Origin of the sequence: Henriciella sp., assembly GCF_029937755.1 — a bacterium.
Lineage (GTDB): Bacteria > Pseudomonadota > Alphaproteobacteria > Caulobacterales > Hyphomonadaceae > Henriciella.
In genome coordinates this window covers 839,737-859,000 of sequence record NZ_JAPYPG010000001.1, presented here as the reverse complement: position 1 = coordinate 859,000, position 19,264 = coordinate 839,737, and the positions used below count along the sequence as shown (strand labels likewise).

The 19,264-nt window shown below is 62.6% G+C and carries 21 protein-coding genes; 14 read left to right on the top strand and 7 right to left on the bottom strand.

Features of this window, described 5'->3' with window-relative positions:
- Nucleotides 1-23: 23 nt before the first annotated feature.
- Nucleotides 24-1,163, bottom strand: coding sequence for an AGE family epimerase/isomerase (locus Q1K29_RS04305; protein WP_300391721.1), 1,140 nt, complete (start codon nt 1,161-1,163; stop codon nt 24-26).
- A gap of 122 nt (nt 1,164-1,285) precedes the next feature.
- Between Q1K29_RS04305 and Q1K29_RS04300 the strand changes: the two genes are divergently transcribed.
- The 7 genes from Q1K29_RS04300 to Q1K29_RS04270 all read left to right on the top strand — a co-directional run bounded on the left by Q1K29_RS04300 (nt 1,286) and on the right by Q1K29_RS04270 (nt 7,887).
- A complete protein-coding gene (locus Q1K29_RS04300; RefSeq protein WP_300391720.1) occupies nt 1,286-1,903 on the top strand; it encodes a hypothetical protein in 618 nt (205 codons plus the stop codon).
- Nucleotides 1,900-2,529, top strand: coding sequence for a hypothetical protein (locus tag Q1K29_RS04295; RefSeq protein WP_300391719.1), 630 nt, complete (start codon nt 1,900-1,902; stop codon nt 2,527-2,529). The genes Q1K29_RS04300 and Q1K29_RS04295 overlap by 4 nt, the downstream gene beginning before the upstream one ends.
- An 83-nt stretch (nt 2,530-2,612) precedes the next feature.
- Entirely contained in the window at nt 2,613-3,827 is a 1,215-nt protein-coding gene (locus tag Q1K29_RS04290; RefSeq protein ID WP_300391718.1) for a peptidoglycan DD-metalloendopeptidase family protein, read from the top strand.
- Nucleotides 3,828-3,852: 25 nt separating this feature from the next.
- Nucleotides 3,853-5,175 (top strand): S41 family peptidase, encoded by a 1,323-nt coding sequence (locus Q1K29_RS04285; protein WP_300391717.1) that lies wholly within the window; start codon nt 3,853-3,855, stop codon nt 5,173-5,175.
- A gap of 82 nt (nt 5,176-5,257) precedes the next feature.
- Nucleotides 5,258-6,562, top strand: coding sequence for a divergent polysaccharide deacetylase family protein (locus Q1K29_RS04280; RefSeq protein ID WP_300391716.1), 1,305 nt, complete (start codon nt 5,258-5,260; stop codon nt 6,560-6,562).
- A gap of 23 nt (nt 6,563-6,585) precedes the next feature.
- On the top strand, nt 6,586-7,071 hold the full coding sequence (locus tag Q1K29_RS04275; RefSeq protein WP_350210678.1) for an RNA pyrophosphohydrolase: 486 nt from the start codon (nt 6,586-6,588) through the stop codon (nt 7,069-7,071).
- A gap of 39 nt (nt 7,072-7,110) precedes the next feature.
- The gene (locus tag Q1K29_RS04270) at nt 7,111-7,887 is read left to right on the top strand and encodes an alpha/beta hydrolase (protein ID WP_300391714.1); all 777 of its coding nucleotides are present in this window, start codon (nt 7,111-7,113) and stop codon (nt 7,885-7,887) included.
- Here Q1K29_RS04270 and Q1K29_RS04265 read toward each other — a convergent pair.
- Both Q1K29_RS04265 and Q1K29_RS04260 read right to left on the bottom strand, forming a co-directional pair.
- Nucleotides 7,884-8,417, bottom strand: coding sequence for a phosphoribosyltransferase family protein (locus tag Q1K29_RS04265; protein WP_300391713.1), 534 nt, complete (start codon nt 8,415-8,417; stop codon nt 7,884-7,886). The genes Q1K29_RS04270 and Q1K29_RS04265 overlap by 4 nt on opposite strands.
- Nucleotides 8,414-9,127, bottom strand: a complete 714-nt coding sequence (locus Q1K29_RS04260; RefSeq protein ID WP_300391712.1) for an MJ0042-type zinc finger domain-containing protein — start codon at nt 9,125-9,127, stop codon at nt 8,414-8,416. Before Q1K29_RS04260 ends, Q1K29_RS04265 begins: the two co-directional genes overlap by 4 nt.
- Nucleotides 9,128-9,214: 87 nt before the next feature.
- Here Q1K29_RS04260 and ftsE point away from each other — a divergent pair, with 87 nt between their 5' ends.
- From ftsE to Q1K29_RS04245, 3 genes are read left to right on the top strand one after another with little or no spacing between them, the layout of a single operon-like run.
- Entirely contained in the window at nt 9,215-9,907 is a 693-nt protein-coding gene (ftsE, locus tag Q1K29_RS04255) for a cell division ATP-binding protein FtsE (protein WP_300391711.1), read from the top strand.
- Nucleotides 9,907-10,776 carry an FtsX-like permease family protein gene (locus tag Q1K29_RS04250; RefSeq protein WP_300391710.1) on the top strand — a complete coding sequence of 290 codons (870 nt, stop codon included), beginning with the start codon at nt 9,907-9,909 and terminating at the stop codon, nt 10,774-10,776. Before ftsE ends, Q1K29_RS04250 begins: the two co-directional genes overlap by 1 nt.
- Nucleotides 10,773-11,519 carry a lysophospholipid acyltransferase family protein gene (locus tag Q1K29_RS04245; protein ID WP_300391709.1) on the top strand — a complete coding sequence of 249 codons (747 nt, stop codon included), beginning with the start codon at nt 10,773-10,775 and terminating at the stop codon, nt 11,517-11,519. Before Q1K29_RS04250 ends, Q1K29_RS04245 begins: the two co-directional genes overlap by 4 nt.
- Nucleotides 11,520-11,529: 10 nt before the next feature.
- On the opposite strand, the gene Q1K29_RS04240 is transcribed toward Q1K29_RS04245, so the two are convergent.
- Nucleotides 11,530-12,126: an HD domain-containing protein gene (locus Q1K29_RS04240; protein ID WP_300391708.1), complete on the bottom strand. Its 597-nt coding sequence runs from the start codon at nt 12,124-12,126 to the stop codon at nt 11,530-11,532.
- Between the two features lie 110 nt (nt 12,127-12,236).
- Here Q1K29_RS04240 and Q1K29_RS04235 point away from each other — a divergent pair, with 110 nt between their 5' ends.
- The gene (locus Q1K29_RS04235; protein WP_300391707.1) at nt 12,237-12,881 is read left to right on the top strand and encodes a DNA-3-methyladenine glycosylase 2 family protein; all 645 of its coding nucleotides are present in this window, start codon (nt 12,237-12,239) and stop codon (nt 12,879-12,881) included.
- 173 nt (nt 12,882-13,054) lie between these two features.
- Complete coding sequence (locus tag Q1K29_RS04230) at nt 13,055-13,618, top strand: HNH endonuclease (protein WP_300391706.1); 564 nt, start codon at nt 13,055-13,057, stop codon at nt 13,616-13,618.
- A gap of 80 nt (nt 13,619-13,698) precedes the next feature.
- Here Q1K29_RS04230 and Q1K29_RS04225 read toward each other — a convergent pair whose 3' ends face one another.
- Nucleotides 13,699-14,133, bottom strand: a complete 435-nt coding sequence (locus tag Q1K29_RS04225; protein WP_300391705.1) for a hypothetical protein — start codon at nt 14,131-14,133, stop codon at nt 13,699-13,701.
- Nucleotides 14,134-14,265: 132 nt separating this feature from the next.
- The gene (locus tag Q1K29_RS04220) at nt 14,266-15,246 is read right to left on the bottom strand and encodes a hypothetical protein (protein ID WP_300391704.1); all 981 of its coding nucleotides are present in this window, start codon (nt 15,244-15,246) and stop codon (nt 14,266-14,268) included.
- 187 nt (nt 15,247-15,433) lie between these two features.
- Here Q1K29_RS04220 and pyk point away from each other — a divergent pair, with 187 nt between their 5' ends.
- Nucleotides 15,434-16,840: a pyruvate kinase gene (gene pyk, locus Q1K29_RS04215; RefSeq protein WP_300391703.1), complete on the top strand. Its 1,407-nt coding sequence runs from the start codon at nt 15,434-15,436 to the stop codon at nt 16,838-16,840.
- Between the two features lie 108 nt (nt 16,841-16,948).
- Nucleotides 16,949-17,629, top strand: a complete 681-nt coding sequence (locus tag Q1K29_RS04210; RefSeq protein ID WP_300391702.1) for a class I SAM-dependent methyltransferase — start codon at nt 16,949-16,951, stop codon at nt 17,627-17,629.
- A gap of 43 nt (nt 17,630-17,672) precedes the next feature.
- Here the strand turns inward: Q1K29_RS04210 and odhB are convergent, their stop codons facing one another.
- Complete coding sequence (gene odhB / locus Q1K29_RS04205) at nt 17,673-19,241, bottom strand: 2-oxoglutarate dehydrogenase complex dihydrolipoyllysine-residue succinyltransferase (protein ID WP_300391701.1); 1,569 nt, start codon at nt 19,239-19,241, stop codon at nt 17,673-17,675.
- Nucleotides 19,242-19,264: the final 23 nt, after the last annotated feature.

Here is a 19,264-nt window from a genome sequence, read left to right as displayed (position 1 = left end):
GTCGCAAGGATCGTGCGTTGCGCTTAAACCCCGGTCACCCGGATTAGCTCTTCGAAAGCCAGGACGACATGGTATCCGGTGGAGGCTGGCATTGTCTCCGTCGCGACATGGCCTTCCTCGTCGAACCTGTCGATCCAGCCGCCCTGCGGGGTCAGGAATTCATCCATCAGCACGTCGAAACACTGCACCGCGTGGCGGTCATGCTCTTCGTCATTGCCGTCGAGCTCGATCATGGCGAGGTGGGCTTTCAGCGCCTCGGTCTGCATCCATGTCCGGCGGGAATGGTCCGTCACCGTCCCGTCGCGGCGCGCGGATGTGAAGGCGCGGCCTTCCTCGTCCAGCGTGCGCAGGCCGAAATCATAAAGGTGAACCAGCGCGGGATGCAGGTCCGCACCGGTCAGCGCGGAATGGCGTTGCAGCAACCACACCCATTCGAACTGGTGGCCCGGCTCGACGATTTCTCCGGCCTCGCCAGTTTCGACGGTCCAGTCCGGGCGGAAGAATTCGCTTAGCGTCTGCGTTTCCGGGTCCAGCATCTTTTCAGTGAAGAGGGAGACAATAGCCTTTGCGCGCTCCAGGTGCGGGCCGTCCGGATCGGCACGGTGCAGCGCATGACAGGCTTCCAGCAGGTGCATATGCGGGTTCTGAAGACGCTGGCTGCCGCGTGGCAGCATCTCGGCATATCCACCCTGTGCGGCGTCGGCGAGCATGGCATCAATCGATTGCAGGATGGCGCGCGCAGCCGGTAAAGCGTCCTCATTGCCCATCTGGGCGGCCTCAGCCAGCGCAAAAAGGACAAAGGCGGTGTCGTAGAGGTCTGCACGCGCATCGCTCAGGCCGGAGCCATCGGTGGCCAGAATACGCCCGGCCAGACCATCGGAGCGCAGACACGATCCCTTGAGCGAGTGCACCCCCATCTGGACCAGCCGCTCGGCGCGGTCGCGGTCCCAGCAAAGGTCATGGGCGATGCAGAAGACGTAGGTCTGGCGCGCCTGCACCCGGACGCGCGTCGACTCTGAGTCCAGCGGCCGGTGAGACAGATCGAGCGCCTCGCGGAACAGGCCGTGCGTGCCTATGCCTTCCTGGCTCCAGAGTGGAAAGCAGGACTCCACCATCCAGTCGCGCGCTTCACGGGCGCGCCGCTTCAGGGCGGAGGATGTCATGCGGGAAACCCCTCTTGTTTCATGGGTTTTTGGCTCGCCTCTTGGTGCCGCGATTGCTATCAAGCCGTCAACTCGATTTCCAGTCCCGCCCCTTTCGCGGGCAACACTTTTGAGAGGCCACCTTGCCCCCGATGTCCGACAGGGTCTTCTTCATCGCCGCGTTTTTCGTTGCCGCTGCCCTGGTCGGGCTCGGCCTGCTCCCGGCCCTCGGACAGCTTCCGTCTGGCCCGATCAGCGGCGGCGGCACGGACTATCAGCGGATCGAGGTTTCCGGCGATCAGCTCAACCGCATTGTCGCTGGCGGCGATGCCGATATCGATATGACCCGGGCCGACGGACAGACCGTGCTGCGTATCGGGGTAACCGAAGGCACTTTGAGCGAGGATCCCGTCCAGGGCCCGCACTTCATGCTCGCGCCAGACCTCGAAGTTGCCTTTGCCGGCCGGCCGATCCGCATCACAGTCACCGCGCGCGCCGCCGACAAGTATGGCGCCTCGGAAATGAGGCTGCATTACTGGGTTGGCAGTGGCGTGGGGTCAGGGTGGGAAACCTTTACGCTGACCCGCGAATTCCGCGACATCTCGTTCGAATATACACCGCCGCCGCGCAATGAAGGCACCGATCCGGGCTATGACTATCTCGCCATCCGGCCGGTTATCCCCGAACAGGAGCGCGCTCTGTTTGTCTCGAAGGTCACCCTGGAGCCGCTGGCCGAAGCGTCAGACGGGAGTGAGGAATGAACCGGCGGATCCTGCTTCTCACTGCAGCGGGGCTGCTCGCAGTGACCGGTTGCCAAACCCGCGACAAGGCTGTCGTTCCCAATACCGTAGGCACGGTTCTCGACTATCATACAGGCGCGCCGGCAGCAGAGGCGGTGGTTTCTGCCATAGAGGTGCCTGTCAGCACTCGCACTGGCCCGGAAGGCGCTTTCTCTCTGGAGGCGCTGACCCGGTCCGAGACCGATGTCGTCCTGCCCGCCTCAGGCGTTTACATTGCTCGCGCGCCGCTGAAGGCGACAACCGGGACAAGCCGGGCCTATGGATATGCGTCCTTCCTCAGCATGTCGGATACGGCAGATCAGCCGGTCGCTTTCTTCCTGCTTCCAGCCGATGCGCCCTACCCGCAGGACGCGCTGCCGGAGGACTGCATCCCGACGGATGAAGAACGCTATGCGCTGCAGGCGCTAGAGGCCGGACCATCGGCCACGGTGTCCACCTGGCTCGAAGCCGACATGGAGCACCCTTATTATTTCGAAAACCTGCTTGATGACGCGATCGGCGGGCTCGGCAATCGCTGTCGTCTGACGACAGCCTCCAGGCTGGAATGGAACGAGCGGATCGAGGCTTTCATCGGCGAAGACGGCTGACACGGCCTGGCGCGCGCGTATCTCTGCGATTGCCGCGCCGTGATTAATGTTGCGGTCATCCCCTTTGTGGCATTCTGGCGGAAATGTCACTCAAATTGCGCCTCCTTGCGATCTCGCTTGCCGGACTGCTGGTTGCAGCAGCCCCGCGCGAGTTTACGCGTGAAGAGCTGAAGGCGCTGGAAGCCGAACGTGACGCCGCGCTGCGCCAGCTGAAAGCGCTGGAGCAGGCAGAGAATTCCGCCGTGCGTGACGTCTCTTCGCTCGAGACTGACCTGATCGCCGCCGCCATGGAAAGCCGCCGGCGCGAGGAGCAGGCCGCGACCTCCGAACGCAAGCTGATCGATCTCAACATCCGCATGCGCGCGGCCCGCGAGGAACTGATCGCCAGCGACGCCCACCTCGAAGAGATCATGACGAGCCTTGCCGTCTCCGGACGCCATCGCCCGCCAGCGCTGATCGCCTCGCCGCGTGAGGCGAATGATGCGATCCGCGCCGCCATCCTCATGGGCGCGACCGCCCCGGCGCTGAACGAACGCACCGACAAGCTCACCGCAGAAATCCGCGACCTGAAAAGCCTCGAATCCCAGACCCGCCGCGAGCAGGCCCGGCTGGAAACAACCGAAGCGCGGCTTGCGCTCAAGAAGGCGGAAATCGAAAAGCTCGTTGCCACCAAGCGTGCCCAGTTCGAAAGCGTCAGCAATGAAGCCGAAACACTGCGCCAGCGTGTCAACAAGATAGGGGCGGAAGCCAAGACCCTTCGCCAGCTGCTCGTCGCGCTGGAAGATACCGCGCCCCGGGCCCCTGGCATGAAGCCGGCTGGCCGCATCCAGCTGGTCGCCAATACAGGCGGCTCAGACGTGCGCAGCGATGCACCCTCACGCAGCCCGGCGCTGGCCAATCTCAAACCGCTCGGCCAGCAAGCTCTCGGCGGGCTTATGCGCCCGGCCAGCGGGCTCGTCTCGCGCAGCTGGGGCCAGAAACTTCCTGATGGTGAGGCGTCCAAGGGTCTCTACATCCAGCCCCGTCCGGATGCGGACGTTGTCGCCCCTGTCGACGGCAAGATCGAGTATGCGGGAATGTTCCGGACTTACGGACAACTCTTGATCATTTCGACAAGTGATGGCTACCATATCCTACTGAGCGGGATGGGCCGTATTTACGGGACTCCCGGGCAGACGGTCAAAGCAGGCGAACCGGTCGGACGCATGCCAGACCGTGAAACGCCGCCGCCTGAACTCTATCTAGAAGTCAGGAAGGCGGGCCAACCAATGAATCCAGCGCGCTGGATGAAGGGCTGACAAGCCCTGAAAGGAGAGAGAAGCGATGCGGGCAATGCTCACGGGTGCAGCCATTGGCGTGGTACTGGGCGGACTGGCCGTAGGCGTTTCAGCCTTTGCCTGGCCGGAATCAAAACCCGTGGACAGCCGGGCGGAGACGTACCGCCAGCTCGATCTCTTCGCTGAAATCCTGGCGCGCGCCCGCGCCGATTATGTCACCGAGATCGATGAGGCCGAAGCCATGGAAGCCGCCATCAACGGCATGCTTGGCTCACTTGATCCGCACTCTTCCTACATGTCGGCAGACGATTTCGAGTCGATGCAGGTGCAGACCTCCGGCGAATATGGCGGTCTCGGCATCGAGGTCACGATGGAGGACGGTTTTGTAAAAGTCGTCACCCCGATGGATGACACGCCTGCCAGCCGCGCCGGCCTTGAAAGCGGCGACCTCCTCACCGCCATCAATGGTGAACCGATTGTCGGGCTCAACATAGACGACGCCGTCCGCGACATGCGCGGGCCCGCTGGCACCGAGATCATCGTCACCGTCCTTCGCGAAGGCGAGGATGCCTTCGATGTCACACTCAAGCGCGAGGTCATCCGGCCGAAGTCTGTCGACTGGGAGGTCATGGAAGGCGACGTCGCCTATTACCGTATCTCGACCTTCAATGAGCGCACGACCGAACTCCTCGAAGAGGCAATCTCCGCCTCCAGCCGCGAGATTGACGGACGCCCGAAAGGCATCGTCATGGACTTGCGCAACAATGGCGGGGGCCTGCTCGATCAGGCCATCTCGGTCAGTGACAAATTCCTGTCTGGTGGCGAAGTTGTCTCGACCATCGGGCGCCGTCCGAGTGACATTGCCCGCTACAATGCGCGCAGCGGTGAAGTGTTCAAGAACGTGCCGATGGTCATCCTGATCAATAACGGATCGGCCTCCGCGTCTGAAATCGTCGCTGGTGCGCTGCAGGATCGTGGACGGGCCACCGTTATCGGCACCACCAGCTTCGGCAAGGGCTCGGTCCAGACGGTCATTCCGCTTGGCGCCGACCGCGGCGCGATCCGCCTGACCACCTCGCGCTATTACACGCCGGCAGGCCGCTCGATCCAGGCCACTGGTATCGAACCGGACCTCGAAGTCGCGCAGGCACGTGTCACTGAAGACCAGCTCGACAAGATCCGCCGCTATTCGGAAGCAGACCTTCCGAACGCGCTGACGAATGAAGATGGCGCCGAGCGCCGCATCCCGCACATGCCTGACGACCAGCCGCCGGAAGACTATGAGGGCGACGATTATCAGCTCGACCGTGCGCTCGAAATCCTGCACGGCGGACAGATGACGGCAGGCCGCAATCCTAACGCCGGTTAAGAAGTCTTTGCGACTTCTTAACCAATCGGCCCCAATCTGATTGTTCGCAGTCAGATTTAAGTCGATTTGCAAGAGGCGTTTGATGAGTGATCGCGTAGCCAGGGACCCGTCGCCGTTTCGCAGCGGCGTGGCACATACGGCACTGAGTATCCTCGTATTTTCAGGCCTCTTCGCCGTGGCTGGCGCAGCCATTCACCTGTCCGGTGAAGCCAGCGAGGCCAGCCCTGCCCGCCAGATCGCCCTGTTTGAACCCGCAGGCCCGGACCGCCCGCAGCTCAAGACACGCTTTGCTTCAAGCGATAACGCCGCGCGCCCGGTCATCGGCGGCGCATCCGGCGAAGCCGCTGACAATGACGCCGGCCAGGCCCAAGAGGCATCTTCCCCCAATCTCGGGGTCGACTACGCCAATGGCGGCACCAAGGTCGTCAACGCGTCCGCCAGCACCGGCGAGGCCGACACAGTTCGCATTAACGGCGTCTCGGTTGCCGCAGGCCGGTCCTGGCAGGAGACACGCGAGCTGAAGTCACTTTCACGGGCACCGATCTCCGCCGTCACCGAACGCACCTCGCTTGGCTACCTGCCGAAGATTGCAGAAGACGGGCGCACCCCCGCTGGCGCCTATGCCCGCCCGTTCGCCAATCCGGAAGACCGCCCGACCGTCTCCATCGTCGTTGGTGGTCTCGGCATCAACTACACCCACACCAAATCCGCCATCGAGGAGTTGCCACCGGAAGTCACGTTGTCCTTCGCCCCGACCGCGCGCAATCTCCAGGGCTGGATCAACCAGGCCCGGGCCGCCGGGCACGAGGTTCTGCTGGAAGTCCCGATGGAGCCCTATGAGTATGGCCGCGAGCGCCCCCATAGCCATGTGCTCGATGCCGACCTGACGCCGGAACAGAATGCCGGACGCCTCGACTATCTGATGTCCCGCGCCAGCGGCTATTTTGGCATCACCAACTATCAGGGCAGCAAGTTCGCCACGGATGAGGCCTCCACCAGCTACCTGTCCCAGCTCCTCAGCGACCGCGGCGTCGCCTTTGTCGAGGACGGCAGCCTGTCGCGCTCGAGCTTTGACAAGGCGGCAGAAGAAAAAGGCCTGCGGTATCGCCGCGCCGACAATCCGATCGATGCCCGCCCGGACGGCGAGGAGATCGAAAGCAAGCTTCTGGAACTCGAGTCGCTCGCCATGGAAAATGGCAGTTCGCTCGGCACCGGCTTTGCCTACCCGATCACGATCGACATCCTGAAAGAGTGGACGGCACGCCTGGATGAGAAGGGCATTGTGCTTGCCCCGGCCTCCAGCGCCACCCGCACGCTCAAGAAGGAAGCGTCCGCCATTGATACCGCCCTGCTCGACGCCAGCGAGGGTGGGCAACAGGGCGGATAGCCCTTAGACAGTCATCAATGACGATGACTGCAATTGACCCGAATCTGTATCGCCCGAATGTCGGTCTCGCCCTGTTTTCCGGTGGCGGCCACGTTTTCCTTGGACGCCGGATCAATGGCCGCGGCGCTTTCCAGTGGCAGATGCCGCAAGGTGGCGTTGACGAGGGGGAGGACCCCGCCGATGCCGCGCTGCGCGAGCTCGAGGAAGAGGTTGGCGTCTCTGCCAAGCTGGTCGAGATCATGGAAGAGACCGAGGACTGGCTTCACTACGACTTCCCGACCGATGTGAAACGCCGCATGCCCGGACCGTATATCGGCCAGCGCCAGAAATGGTTCGCCCTGCGCTTCAAGGGCTCCGACAGTGACATTCGCCTCGACAAGCACACGCCGGAATTCGATGCCTGGCGCTGGGCCCGCCTGTCGGAAGCGCCGGGGCTGATTGTTCCTTTCAAGCGCCCCGTCTATGAAGAGGTGGCGCGGCGGTTCGATCGATGGACACAAGAGACCTGACGTCCGCTTCGCTGTAACGGCCATGGGAGGGCGAACGATTTGGCGAAAACAATCCTGATGGTGCACGGCGTCGGCTGTGGCGGCGAGGTGTGGGACCGTATGCGCGGCGCCTTCGAGCAGAATGGCTGGCGGGTCGAGGCGCCGACACTCTATCCCGACAAGCGCACCATCGACGACCCGCCCGAAGACCTGAAGGACCTCCACCTGTCCGACTATATCGAGCGGATGTCCGAGGCGGCGCGGAAACTCGCTGAAGAGACAGGTGAAAAGCCCGTTGTGATGGGCCATTCCATGGGCGGCCTGATCGCCCAGCACCTGGCGGCACGCGGTGACGCAAAGGCCGCAGTCTTCCTTACCCCAGCCCAGACACCGGACTGCCAGGTCCAGGACCTGCGCCTGATGATCACCTTCTGGAGCGTGCTCAAGAAGGGGCAGAAGAATGTGCCCGATAACAGCTACAAGGTCGGCAAGTTCGGCTTCAAATGGGGCGTCCTGAATGAGGTCCCGAAAGACCGCCACGAGGCGATCTACAAGCTGGCCCGCTACGATTCAGGCAATGTCTACGCCGATCTTGGCGAGCCCGACCCGATCGACGAGCAGCAGGTCACCATCCCGACGCTCACCATCGGCGCGAAGAAGGACCGCGCGACACCGGTCAAGGCTGTGCGCAAGGTGGGCGAGAAATATGCGAATGCCGGGATAAAGGGCGACTATCTCGAATATGCCGACCATGCCCACTGGATTGTCGATGAGCCTGGCACCGACAAGGTCACCGCAGACATTCTAGACTGGCTGTCAAAGGCCGTCCCGGCCTAATCGAGCGCGCCGATATAGGGCAGGCCGCGATACTTGCCCGCGTCGTCCATGCCGTAACCGACCAGAAAGCGCGGTGGCGCGTCGAAGGCGTGGAAGTCGACATCCTCCTCGCCCTCCGGCGCCCATGGCTTGCGGGCGAGGGCAACCGTGATCACTTCGCGCGCGCCCTTGGCCAGCATGTGCGACCGGGCAAAGGCGAGCGTACGGCCGGTATCGAACACATCATCGATGATGAGCACGCCGCGATCCTTCACAGGCCGGACAATGTCCGCCCGCACGAGTACCCGGCCGGAGCTCTCACGCTCGTCTCGGTAGCTTTCCAGCCACAGCGCATCGAGCACCGGATGGATGCCGCGCCGCGCGAGCGCCTTTAGCAGGTCACTGGTGAAGGGCGTTGCCCCGATCAGGATGTTGATCGCCGTCCACTCGCCTGTCAGCCGTGGGGCCAGCCGGTCGGCCAGCTCCTCGACGCGGGCCATCAACGTCTCTTCAGGAAGGACGATGTCGATCTTCGGGGTCTCTTCGCTCAATCCACGCCTCCGGCCGCCGGCGACTCGCTTGTCTGTCTGGCATTGGCAACCGACCGGTTGGCCTGACTGGCTTCGGATTCGGTTGCGAACTGCAATTCAAGTTCGAATGCCTCGAAGGGCGGGTTTTCCACGCGGGTCGAAAAGGTCGCCGTCCGGCCCGGCGGGATCTGCTCGGGCGTGATGGGCGCAAAGGATTCGCCGATGGTGTCGCCCCCTTCATCGAGCAGCAGCACTCGCACATAAGGTGATGCGCGCTCACGGCCCGAAACATTCTCGACCTGGCCGGTAATCTCGAGGATTGGCGTCGTGCCCTCGAAATAGCGCTCGGCTTCGGTATCGAGGAACTCCAGCCCAAAGCGGTTCACATCCAGGCCAACGGCCTTGAAGGTCGCCGCCGATTGCGGCCAGGCCTCGACCACCCGGTCGCGGAAGATCACGCCACCTGCAATGCTCGCTCCGAACAGGCAGCCGACCACTACCCACGCCATGACCGCCGCGGACCGGCTCGCCTTGAGGCGGCGCTGGCGGACTTTTTCGCGATACGCTTCATGCGCGCCCGCAATCGGGCCTTTCTCGCCTTGCGTCTGGCCTTCCGGTCCGACAAACCATGAATGATCGCAGGCTGCGCACTTCACCGTGCGGCCCGATTCACCAATTGTCGATTCATCGGCGAAATACTGGGTTTCGCAGTTCGGGCAGGTGAGGATCATGGCTTGGACATTCGCGCAATTCGCTGGAATAGTCGATTACAACCTTGCAGGATTGAAAGGTCGTTAATGAACCGTTTCAGGCCAGATATGACCGGGGAACCGGCTGTCGAACTCAACGGTGTATCCCTGCGCTATGACACGGCTGACGAGGTCCTGAGCGACCTCGATATCCGTCTCAAGCCGGGATCCTTCACCTTTTTGACCGGAGCCTCCGGGGCAGGCAAGTCCTCTCTGCTGAAACTGCTCTACCTCGCGCATGCGCCCACGCACGGCGAAGTCCGCCTCTTCGGCCTGCAGACGAGCGCGCTCAAACGCAGACAGCTTTCAGCACTCCGCCGCCGGATCGGCGTCGTCTTTCAGGACTTCCGCCTGCTCGACCACCTCACCGCCTTCGAGAATGTCGCCCTGCCGCTGCGTGTGCTCGGCCAGAAGGAGAGCGACTATCGCGACGAAGTGGTCGACCTGCTGCGCTGGGTCGGCCTCGGGGAGCGCATGCATGCCCTGCCCCGCTCCCTTTCAGGGGGCGAGCAGCAGCGTCTCGCCATCGCCCGGGCCCTGATCAACAAACCCGACCTGTTGATCGCCGATGAACCGACCGGCAATGTCGACCCTGAAATGGGCCAGCGCATCTTCCGCCTCTTTGTCGAGCTGAACCGCCGTGTCGGCACGACTGTCATTATTGCCACGCATGATCTGGCCCTCATCCGTGAGTTCGATGCGCCGGTCCTGCGCCTTCAGCATGGCCTCATCGTCAGAGACGTGGAACACCAGCCTGCCTGATGTCGAAACCGACCCCCCTCCTGCCGGAAAGTGATGCCCGGGAAGCCGCGCTTTTCTTCGTGGTCGCCGCGCTCTGCTTTCTCGCCGTGCTCGCCACGCTGACCGCCCGGGGAACCTACACAGCGGCGCAGGCCTGGTCGGCCCAGGTCGAAGGCGAAATGACGGTCCGGCTCAGTGATACTGACCGGCGCGGAGCCGATGAAGCCGCCTCGCTCATTCGCGGGCTGGACGGCGTAACGCGTGCCGACGTGCTGTCACACGAGGAGATGGAGCGGCTGCTCGAGCCCTCCTTCGGCCCTGGCGGCATTCCGGCTGGCGTTCCCCTACCCCTGCTGATTGCGGTAGAAACCACGCCGGACAGTGTGACGACGGCCGCCTCCGTCACGAACACGCTGACATCGGCCGGCTACACGGCTGTCGCAGAATCCCATTCCGATTACGCCGCCGAGGCACGCCGCGCACTTGGCACGCTGCGCGTGGCCGCCATCGGCGTCGTCGTCCTGCTGACGGCCACAGCCATCGCCGTCATCGCCTTTGCCACCCATGCCGCTTTGCTCGCACGCAAGGACATTGTCGACGTGCTGCACCTGGCCGGCGCAGAAGACCGCTTCATCGCGCAGCTCTTCGAGCGGCGTTTCTGGACGCTCGGTCTGAAAGCCGGTGCAGCAGGCTCTGTCTTCGCGCTCGCTGTCACGGCGCTTATCGTCTTCTCTGCCCAGAGCGCTGGGGCCCAAAGCCAGTTGCTGCCACAGCTTTCGCTTGATTTCTGGGACTTCGTCATCCTGGTGGTCACACCCATCGCGGCCGGGCTTGCGGCGCGCACAGCCGCTGGCGGGACCGTCAATCACGCGCTAAAGGCGGTGCTGTGAATACACTCCGCTCGATCATTTTCGTTATCTGGCTTTATGGCGGGATGGCGGTTATCGGTATCACCGCCCTGCCGACCATGCTGCTACCGAGGCGCTTCGCCATCCGCGCCATCGGCCTGTTTGCACAATACCTGCGTGTCGGCCTCAGACTGATCTGCGGCGTGCGCGTCGAGCTGCGCGGGCGCGAGCACATCCCTGACGGGCCCCTGCTAATTGCCGGCAAGCACCAGGCGATGCTGGACGTCTTCATCCCCTTCATCCTGTTTCGCGATCCAGCTGTGATCATGAAACGCGAACTGCTCTGGTATCCGGCGCTCGGCTGGTACGCGCTGAAGACGAAGATGATCGCCATCGACCGATCGGGCGTGTCCCGTACGATGAAAATGCTGCAGAAACAGGGCAAGGCCCGCGCCGAGGAAGGCCGCCAGATCCTGATCTATCCGGAAGGCACGCGGACAAAGCCCGGCGCAGACCCGGATTACAAGGCCGCGGGCCTCACCGGGCTTTATGGGGCGGTCAACGTGCCGGTTCTGCCGCTGGCCACGAATTCCGGCCTTTGCTGGCCCGCGCGCGGCCTCACCCGGCGGCCCGGACTCGTCATCTATGAGGCCCTGCCACCGATCGAGGCCGGGCTCGACCGCAAGGCCATGTTCGCCCGCCTTAAGGCGGAACTGGAAACCGCCTCGGACCGTCTGCTCGACGAGGGCCTTGCTGCCCAGGGCCGCACCCGCGATGATCTGTAGCGGCAGCTGGTTAGGCCTGTTTGCGCAGGTACATTGAATTCTTCGGTTTGGAAAACACGCGCTCCACCATCGGCTCGAAGAATTCCAGCGGCTCGCTCTCATAATCCGGATCGAAGGCGGCCTGGTCGTATTTATGGCAGAACTCGGCGCAGCGCTGGTAATGCGGGCTGTCCTTGAACTGTTCGCGCATATTCTTGTCGAGACCGAGATACTCGAAGAAGTAATAGCCCTGGAACGCGCCGTGATTGGCGACCATCCAGAGATTTTCCTCCGAAACGAAGGGCTTGAGGATCGCAGCAGCGACATCGGGATGGTTCATGCTGCCGAGCGTATCGCCGATATCATGCAGCAGGGCGCAGACAACATATTCCTCGTCCCGGCCATCGCGGTGCGCGCGCGTGGCGGTCTGCAACGAATGCTCCAGCCGGTCGATCGGGAAGCCGCCATAGTCGCCGTCCAGCAAGCGCAAATGGTCGAGGACGCGCTTTGCTAGGCCTTTGTTGAAGATCTTCGCGTTCTCCGCGATTATTTCCCAGTCTTCCTTCGTGCCTTCGAGCATTTCGCGGAACTGGGCGCGCGGCGCGCCTGCGGCGTGTCCATCGGCCATGATAATCCTCCCGTCCTTTTTGTATCGCTGGCGGGAGTATAGACTGGATGAGCGACGCCTCGCAATCGGGCCCGGTTGCCGCGTACGAGCGTCCGCGTTTACATTTCCCCATGACCGCACCGAACTCCGATGTCCTGCTCGGCGCCTGTGGATGGCTTTCCGAGCGCGATCCGGCGCTGGCCGCCGCTTTTGCCGCCTATGGCGTTCCGCAATGGCGGGTCGGCCAGCCGGAATACGCCGTTATTGCCCGCATGATCGCCTTCCAGCAGATCACCACCAAGGCCGCCCGCACGATCTGGGACCGCGTCGAGGCCCGCCTCGGCACCGTCCATACGCACACCGTCCTTGGTGAGGATGAAGAGGCCCTTCGCGCCTGCGGCCTGTCGCGCCCGAAAATCCGCCACCTGCGCTCCATTGCAGAGGCCATCGAGTCCGGTGAGCTGGACCTTGAGCGCGTGCACAAGGCAGGGATGGAGGAGGCACGCGCTGAACTCATCGCTGTAAAAGGGATCGGGCCCTGGACGGCAGACCTTTTCCTCATGGCGTGCGGTCGGCTGGATGCGTTTCCAGTCGGCGATGTCGGCCTGATGGAATCCTACCGGCTGCTCAGCGAATCAGAGGCCCGCCTCGACTCCAGGGCTTTCTCCGAACGCGCCGAATCATGGCGGCCCTATCGCGGCGTGGCTGCCCACCTTCTCTGGGCCTGGATCAACGCCGAACGCGCGAAAGCCTATGCTGCCGATGGCGGCGGCTGACCTGTAGTGTTTACGGGCCTCGCGCGACTATATGGCAACAGGCACTAGCCAAAGACCGAAACTGTCATAAACTCGTTGTCAGGAATCGGTAATGATCCCGTCAGATCGATGGAGGTGCGTGTTCACTAGCGAGGCACAAAGACCATTGTGCAGGACGATTGGAGGGCTGAGACATGCCTGAGGTCCTGACAAACCCGCCCCAGGGTCGGCCAGCTCTTGTATTGAACGCGGACTACCGCCCTCTTTCCTATTACCCCCTGTCGCTATGGCCCTGGCAGGATGTCGTGAAAGCGGTCTTTCTCGATCGCGTCGATATCATCGCGGAATATGACACGGTCGTTCGCAGCCCTAGCTTCGAGATGCGGCTCCCCTCAGTTATCGCGCTGCGGGAGTTCGTGCGCCAGGACCGGTCGCCGGCCTTTACCCGTTTCAACGTCTTCCTGCGCGACGGCTTCCAGTGCGTCTATTGCGGCTCGCGCGAGGAACTGACCTTCGATCACGTCGTGCCGCGCTCGAAAGGCGGACGCACGAGCTGGACGAACATCGCGACCGCCTGCTCGCCCTGCAATCTCAAGAAGGGCGGCCGCATGCTGGGCGAGTCAGGCATGCATATCACGCGCAAGCCTGACCGGCCGAGCAACTACCAGCTGCAGGAAATCGGCCGGCGGTTCCCGCCGAACCACCTGCACGAGACCTGGATGGATTATCTCTACTGGGATGTCGAACTGGAGGCCTGACGCCTTCTCTTCCGGCCAATAAAAAGCCCCGCAACCGGCAAGCGGTGCGGGGCTCTCTCTCATCAAATCAGGCGTCTGGCCTAGTAGCTTCCATCGCCTTTTTCGAGCGTATCGATCTGGTCAGCAGCGCCAGCTTTCTGAAGCTGGTCGATTTCATACTCGCTGAGCCATTCCATGCTGGTTTCAGCCGTCATTTGCGTTTGGGCCTCAGCTTCAGGCTCACCCGCAAGCGTGCCATAGCGCTGCGAAGCGTCATCGCGGTCGGTTGCATACGGGCCACCTTGGCCATCCTGCGGCGTGGGCTCTGCATCTTCAGCCCAGTCAGCCATTTCATTGTCCGGGTCGATCTTCACATCGGTCGAAACACCGGTGCGGGTCTGGGCGCCATCATTGGCGAAATCGGTTTCGATTTGGGTATCCGTATCGACCTCTGCCTCGCCACCAACGACCTGGGCGAAAGCCGGCGTTGCGGCAAAAGCGAGAGCGGCGGTAGCTGTCATAAGTGCGCGTTTCATGCGTCTCTCCTTCATGCGTTCTGCTTACCCAATCAACGAGAGCGCCCCCACCCATGTTCCAAGGGGGCCGCATGAAAAAGCCCCGCTGAGCGGGGTGCTCGCGGGGCTCCTTCTGATGAGAGGCGGAAAATCCTAGTTCGAGGTTTCGCCTTCGATCTCAACATCCGTCTCGATGGATGTTTCGGTATCGGCGTCGTCGATGTCCTGGGCGGCATCCGCTTCGGCATCATCGGCGATGGCCTCAAGATCGTTCAGATGCTCGGTCGCCTCGTCACGGGTCTCCGCATAGGGGCCACCTTCGCCGTCTTCGGACTTGGCATCGGTATCAGTCTTGACCTCAACATCGGTCTCGACATCAGCGGCGCCTTCCGCGTCGGCTGTATCTGACCGTTCAGTCTCGACTTGCACATCCGTATCGAGATCGGCATCGGCAGCGGCGTCAGCTTCGTTCTCATAATATTCGCCGCCCATACCAGCATCAGCTTCAGCTTCCGTCTCGGCTTCCGCATCAGCATCCGTATCAAGTTCGGTTTCGACCTTGGGCGTCATTTCCGAGGCCGTTTTGCCAGCCTTTTCGACCTCGGTCTTCACCTTGGTCGTGACGCTGGACGTATCGGCTTCAACATCCGCTTCGAGGTCGGCATCTGCCGCAGCATCCGCTTCGTTCTCATAGAATTCACCACCCATACCGGATTCGGCATCGGCGTCGGAAGTGTCAGCCGTCTCGACCTCCACCTCGGTCTCTGCGGCCTCGGTGCTCGCTTCCTTGACCTTTGTCGTCACCTCGGTGGCAACGTCGGCTGTCTCGGTCGCGTCAGTGCCGGCATCCGCCTCAACCGTGGCGGTGGGCGCCGTGCCTGCTTCAGCGACGTCTGACGTATCGACATCTGTGGAGACGTCGCTTGCAACATCAACTGTCGTCTTGCCGGCCTTTTCGACTTCGGTTTTCACCTTGGCGGTTTCGGTTTTTACCTTGGTGGTAACATCTGCCGCTTCAGGCGCCTGGAGTTCTGCCTCGGTCTGGACTTTCGCGTCACCCTCGACCTCATGGGCAATGGCGGGAGCGGTCGCAAGCGCAATGGCTGCGGTGGCCGTCAGTAATACTCGTTTCATGGCGTCTCTCCTTAAAAGCGTTCTGCTTGTGGAATTAACGGCGACTTAACCGACTCCGTTCCGTGTTTTCGGGAATCTTCTGGACATCACGAGACCAAGCTGGCGGCGCCGAAAAAATGTTAGCGCTCTCTTTTTGTCGCGGCGAAATCCGGATAGAAGGGATCGCAGGCTGTTAGCGGAGGGTGAGATGCGCTCAGGGCTTCCCCGTCTTCGCGGGCGGAATGCGAAGATTGTCGCCACGCTCGGCCCCGGAAGCCGCGCCTCGCGCACTATACAGCTTCTCGCCGAGGCGGGCGCTGACATCTTCCGACTGAATTTCAGCCATGGCAGCCATGACGACCATCGCCGGTCCCTCGAAGCGGTTCGGATGGCAGAGCGTGCGCTCGGCCGGCCCTTGGCTGTCCTGGCCGACCTGCAGGGCCCGAAGGTGCGTGTGGGGGACTTTCCAGACGGCAAGCTCAAGCTCGACTTCGGCGGCGAGTATACGCTCATTGCGGCAGGAGAAACCGACCAGCCCAAGACCATTCCCGTCCCGCATCCGGAAATTCTCAGGGTCCTGGAAGTGGGCGACCGGGTGCTCTGCAATGACGGCATGATCGTGCTGACCGTCACCGGGGCTGGTGACACGCCGAAAGTGAAGTCGGACTTCCCCGGCGAACTTGGCAACCGCAAGGGCTTCACGGTGCAGGGAAAAGCGCTGCCTGTAAGCGCGCTGACGGACAAGGACCGCGAAGACCTCGCCTTCGCGATGGAAATCGGCGCCGATCTCGTCGCCTTGAGCTTTGTGCAGTCGGTCGAAGATGTGCAGACCGCACAGGCGATCATTGCCGGGCGCGCGCCGCTGATCGCAAAGCTGGAAAAGCCGGCCGCCATCGATGATTTGGACGCCATCGTGGAGGCTACCGACGGGGTAATGGTGGCACGCGGCGATCTCGGTGTGGAGTATCCGGCAGAACAGGTGCCCATCATCCAGCGTCGCATCGTGCGGGCGGCCCGCGCACAGGGCCGTCCCGTCATCGTCGCCACGCAGATGTTGGAATCCATGATCGACAATGCCGCGCCGACGCGCGCGGAAACCGGCGATGTCGCCACCGCCATCTATCAGGGCGTGGATGCCGTGATGCTGTCGGCCGAGACCGCTGTCGGACGCCACCCGGCCACGGCCGTCGCCATTATGAGCCGGATCATCCAGGCGACCGAACATGCCGAGGATTACCGGGACTCACTGAAACAGTTCATGGGTGACCGCAGCGTCGAGCTGACCATCGATGTCGTCGCGCGCGCCGCTCAGGCGCTCGCCTATGCTGAAAAATCGTCAGCGCTCGCCCTGCGGACCGGTTCGGCCCGGCGGCTGACGCATTTCTCGAAGCATCGCGGCCGCTTCCTAATCCTTTACGGCTCGTCCGATGAGGGCCGTCTGCGCCGCGCGCAACTGCTCTGGGGCGTCCATCCGATCCATGTCGAGAATATCGACACGGATGACTGGCCCGTCACGCTGTTGAGGACCGCCGAACTTGAGGGATCGGTCGCCTACGCCGCGTGGAAAGGCGATGAAGACGAAGCCGCCTGGGAGCTGGGCGTTCGCCGGCCCTGATGTTCGCTCAGCCAAACGCTAATTTAGGCGCACCACCGAAGACCGCTTCCAGTTGACGGCATTCCAGAAACACTTATATGTGATGTTATTACATTTTGGGGTGCCGATATGGAGCCATTCGGAAAAGAGCATGCCGCGATTTATGACACACAGTTTGAAGGCATGTCGGCCGCGCGCGATGGCTTGCAGCTCATTGCGCGCCTAGGCCTTTCCCAACTTCCGGAAAACGCACGCATTCTCTGCGCCGGAGCCGGCACCGGAACGGAAGTCCTGACTCTGGGCGCAGCGAATCCGGGCTGGCACTTCATGCTCGCGGACCCAGCGCCCGCCATGCTCGATATCGCAAGACGGCGGCTCGACAAGGCTGGCCTGCTCGAGCGCTGTAGCTTCCATGCGGGCTATCTCGACACCCTTTCGGAAAAGGTAGTTTTCGACGGCGCAACCGCCCTGCTCGTCTCTCACTTCCTGACCGACCTCGAGGCGCGCACCGCCTTCTTCCGGGAGATTGTCAAACGGCTGGCGCCGGGCGGAACACTGATTTCGGCTGATCTTGCGGCAGACCGCCATGCGTCAGACTTCACAGCGCTTATGCAACTCTGGCAGGCAGGGCTGCGCTTGAGTGACATCCCCGAGGAAAATGTTTCGGCCCATGTCGACAATTTCGGGCGGGACTTCGCGGCTCACACACCGGACGAAGTGGAATCCGCCATGGTCAAAGCCGGCTTCAACGCGCCCGATCAGGTCTTTCAGATGTTGCTTATCCGGGCATGGAAAACCCGGCGACCCTGATGGGCCGCCGGGCGAAGTTCGGTAAAATCTGTGTGATCCTTGCCTAGACGTCGAGGATCATCCGTTCCGGATCCTCAAGCGCCTCTTTGAGGCGTACGAGGAAAGTCACGGCTTCCTTGCCGTCGACGATCCGGTGGTCATAGGAGAGCGCCAGATACATCATCGGGCGGATCTTCACCTCGCCATTGATCGCGACCGGGCGCTGCTCGATGCGGTGCATGCCGAGCACGCCGGATTGCGGCGGGTTGAGGATCGGCGTCGACATCAGCGAGCCATAGACACCGCCATTGGTGATGGTGAAGGTGCCGCCCTGCATGTCGGCAATCGACAGCGAACCGTCGCGCGCCTTCTTGCCGAGATTGCCGATTTCCTTTTCGACACCGGCGATCGACAGCTCGTCACAGTCGCGGACCACCGGCACGACGAGGCCACGATCCGTGCCGACCGCGATGCCCATATCGTAATGGTTCTTGTAGATGATGTCCGTGCCGTCGATCTCGGCGTTGACCGCCGGGATTTCCTGCAGCGCATTCACACAGGCCTTCACGAAGAAGCCCATGAAGCCGAGCTTCACGCCGTGCTTGTCGAGGAAGGCCTCCTTGTAGCGTGAGCGCAGATCCATCACTGCCGTCATGTCCACATCGTTGAATGTGGTGAGCATGGCGGCTGTGTCCTGGGCCTCCTTGAGGCGCCGGGCGATGGTCTGGCGCAGGCGCGTCATCTTCACGCGCTCTTCGCGCGGACCGATTTCACGGGGCGTCTTGGACTGCTGCGATTGCTGGCTGCCACCCGACTGGGCGGCCTTGTTCACAAACTCCATCGCATCGGCCTTGGTGGCGCGGCCTTCACGGCCCGAGCCGGGGATTTTTTGCGGATCGACGCCGGCTTCCGAGGAAATGCGGCGCACGGACGGGGAGACCGGGCGGTCTTCCTGTCCAGACGCCGACTCGCCTGTTTCGGCGGGGGTTTCGGAGGTCGGCGCGCCTTCGGTCACGCGGGGTTCCTTCGAGGAGGACGCCGCTGCACTGCCACCTTCGCTGATGCGCGCAATGACCGTGCCCGGCCCGACCGTATCGCCGGCATCGACGAGGATTTCAGCGATCGTGCCGTCTGCGGTTGCCGGGACTTCGAGCGCGACCTTGTCGGTCTCGATCTCGACGATGGTCTCATCCTTGGAGACGCTGTCGCCGACCTTCTTCAGGAACTCACCGATCGTGCCCTCGGTCACGCTTTCACCCATGGCCGGGACCGGCACATCGACCGACTTGCCGCCGCCGGATGGCTTGGGCGCTTCGGCCTTCTGCTTCGGTGCCTCTTCAGTCTTCTCGGCTTTTTCGGCCTTGGCTGAACCATTATCGGACTTCGCCGCAGCGCCGTTCCCGCTGCCAAGCCGGCCGAGCACGGCGCCGATCTCGACGGTGTCGCCTTCATTGGCCACGATCTCGGACAGCGTGCCATCTGCCGTTGCGGCAACCTCTACAGACACCTTGTCGGTTTCGAGCTCGACAAGAACTTCGTCCTTGGAGACCGTGTCGCCTGCCTGTTTCAGCCACTGTCCGACGGTCGCCTCGGTGACGCTCTCGCCCAGCTGCGGCACTACAATGTCAGTCATGATTTGTCCGTTTCGTCCTTTGT

What these genes read in the sequence shown, in the direction of transcription:
- Q1K29_RS04220 (WP_300391704.1), bottom strand. Translation starts at nt 15,246, where the DNA reads ATGAAACGAGTATTACTGACGGCCACCGCAGCCATTGCGCTTGCGACC.
- Q1K29_RS04235 (WP_300391707.1), top strand. Translation starts at nt 12,237, where the DNA reads ATGACCGCACCGAACTCCGATGTCCTGCTCGGCGCCTGTGGATGGCTT.
- Q1K29_RS04260 (WP_300391712.1), bottom strand. Translation starts at nt 9,127, where the DNA reads ATGATCCTCACCTGCCCGAACTGCGAAACCCAGTATTTCGCCGATGAA.
- Q1K29_RS04275 (WP_350210678.1), top strand. Translation starts at nt 6,586, where the DNA reads ATGACTGCAATTGACCCGAATCTGTATCGCCCGAATGTCGGTCTCGCC.
- Q1K29_RS04250 (WP_300391710.1), top strand. Translation starts at nt 9,907, where the DNA reads ATGTCGAAACCGACCCCCCTCCTGCCGGAAAGTGATGCCCGGGAAGCC.
- Q1K29_RS04280 (WP_300391716.1), top strand. Translation starts at nt 5,258, where the DNA reads ATGAGTGATCGCGTAGCCAGGGACCCGTCGCCGTTTCGCAGCGGCGTG.
- Q1K29_RS04290 (WP_300391718.1), top strand. Translation starts at nt 2,613, where the DNA reads ATGTCACTCAAATTGCGCCTCCTTGCGATCTCGCTTGCCGGACTGCTG.
- Q1K29_RS04295 (WP_300391719.1), top strand. Translation starts at nt 1,900, where the DNA reads ATGAACCGGCGGATCCTGCTTCTCACTGCAGCGGGGCTGCTCGCAGTG.
- odhB (WP_300391701.1), bottom strand. Translation starts at nt 19,241, where the DNA reads ATGACTGACATTGTAGTGCCGCAGCTGGGCGAGAGCGTCACCGAGGCG.
- Q1K29_RS04225 (WP_300391705.1), bottom strand. Translation starts at nt 14,133, where the DNA reads ATGAAACGCGCACTTATGACAGCTACCGCCGCTCTCGCTTTTGCCGCA.
- Q1K29_RS04210 (WP_300391702.1), top strand. Translation starts at nt 16,949, where the DNA reads ATGGAGCCATTCGGAAAAGAGCATGCCGCGATTTATGACACACAGTTT.
- pyk (WP_300391703.1), top strand. Translation starts at nt 15,434, where the DNA reads ATGCGCTCAGGGCTTCCCCGTCTTCGCGGGCGGAATGCGAAGATTGTC.
- Q1K29_RS04240 (WP_300391708.1), bottom strand. Translation starts at nt 12,126, where the DNA reads ATGGCCGATGGACACGCCGCAGGCGCGCCGCGCGCCCAGTTCCGCGAA.
- Q1K29_RS04305 (WP_300391721.1), bottom strand. Translation starts at nt 1,163, where the DNA reads ATGACATCCTCCGCCCTGAAGCGGCGCGCCCGTGAAGCGCGCGACTGG.
- ftsE (WP_300391711.1), top strand. Translation starts at nt 9,215, where the DNA reads ATGACCGGGGAACCGGCTGTCGAACTCAACGGTGTATCCCTGCGCTAT.
- Q1K29_RS04285 (WP_300391717.1), top strand. Translation starts at nt 3,853, where the DNA reads ATGCGGGCAATGCTCACGGGTGCAGCCATTGGCGTGGTACTGGGCGGA.
- Q1K29_RS04230 (WP_300391706.1), top strand. Translation starts at nt 13,055, where the DNA reads ATGCCTGAGGTCCTGACAAACCCGCCCCAGGGTCGGCCAGCTCTTGTA.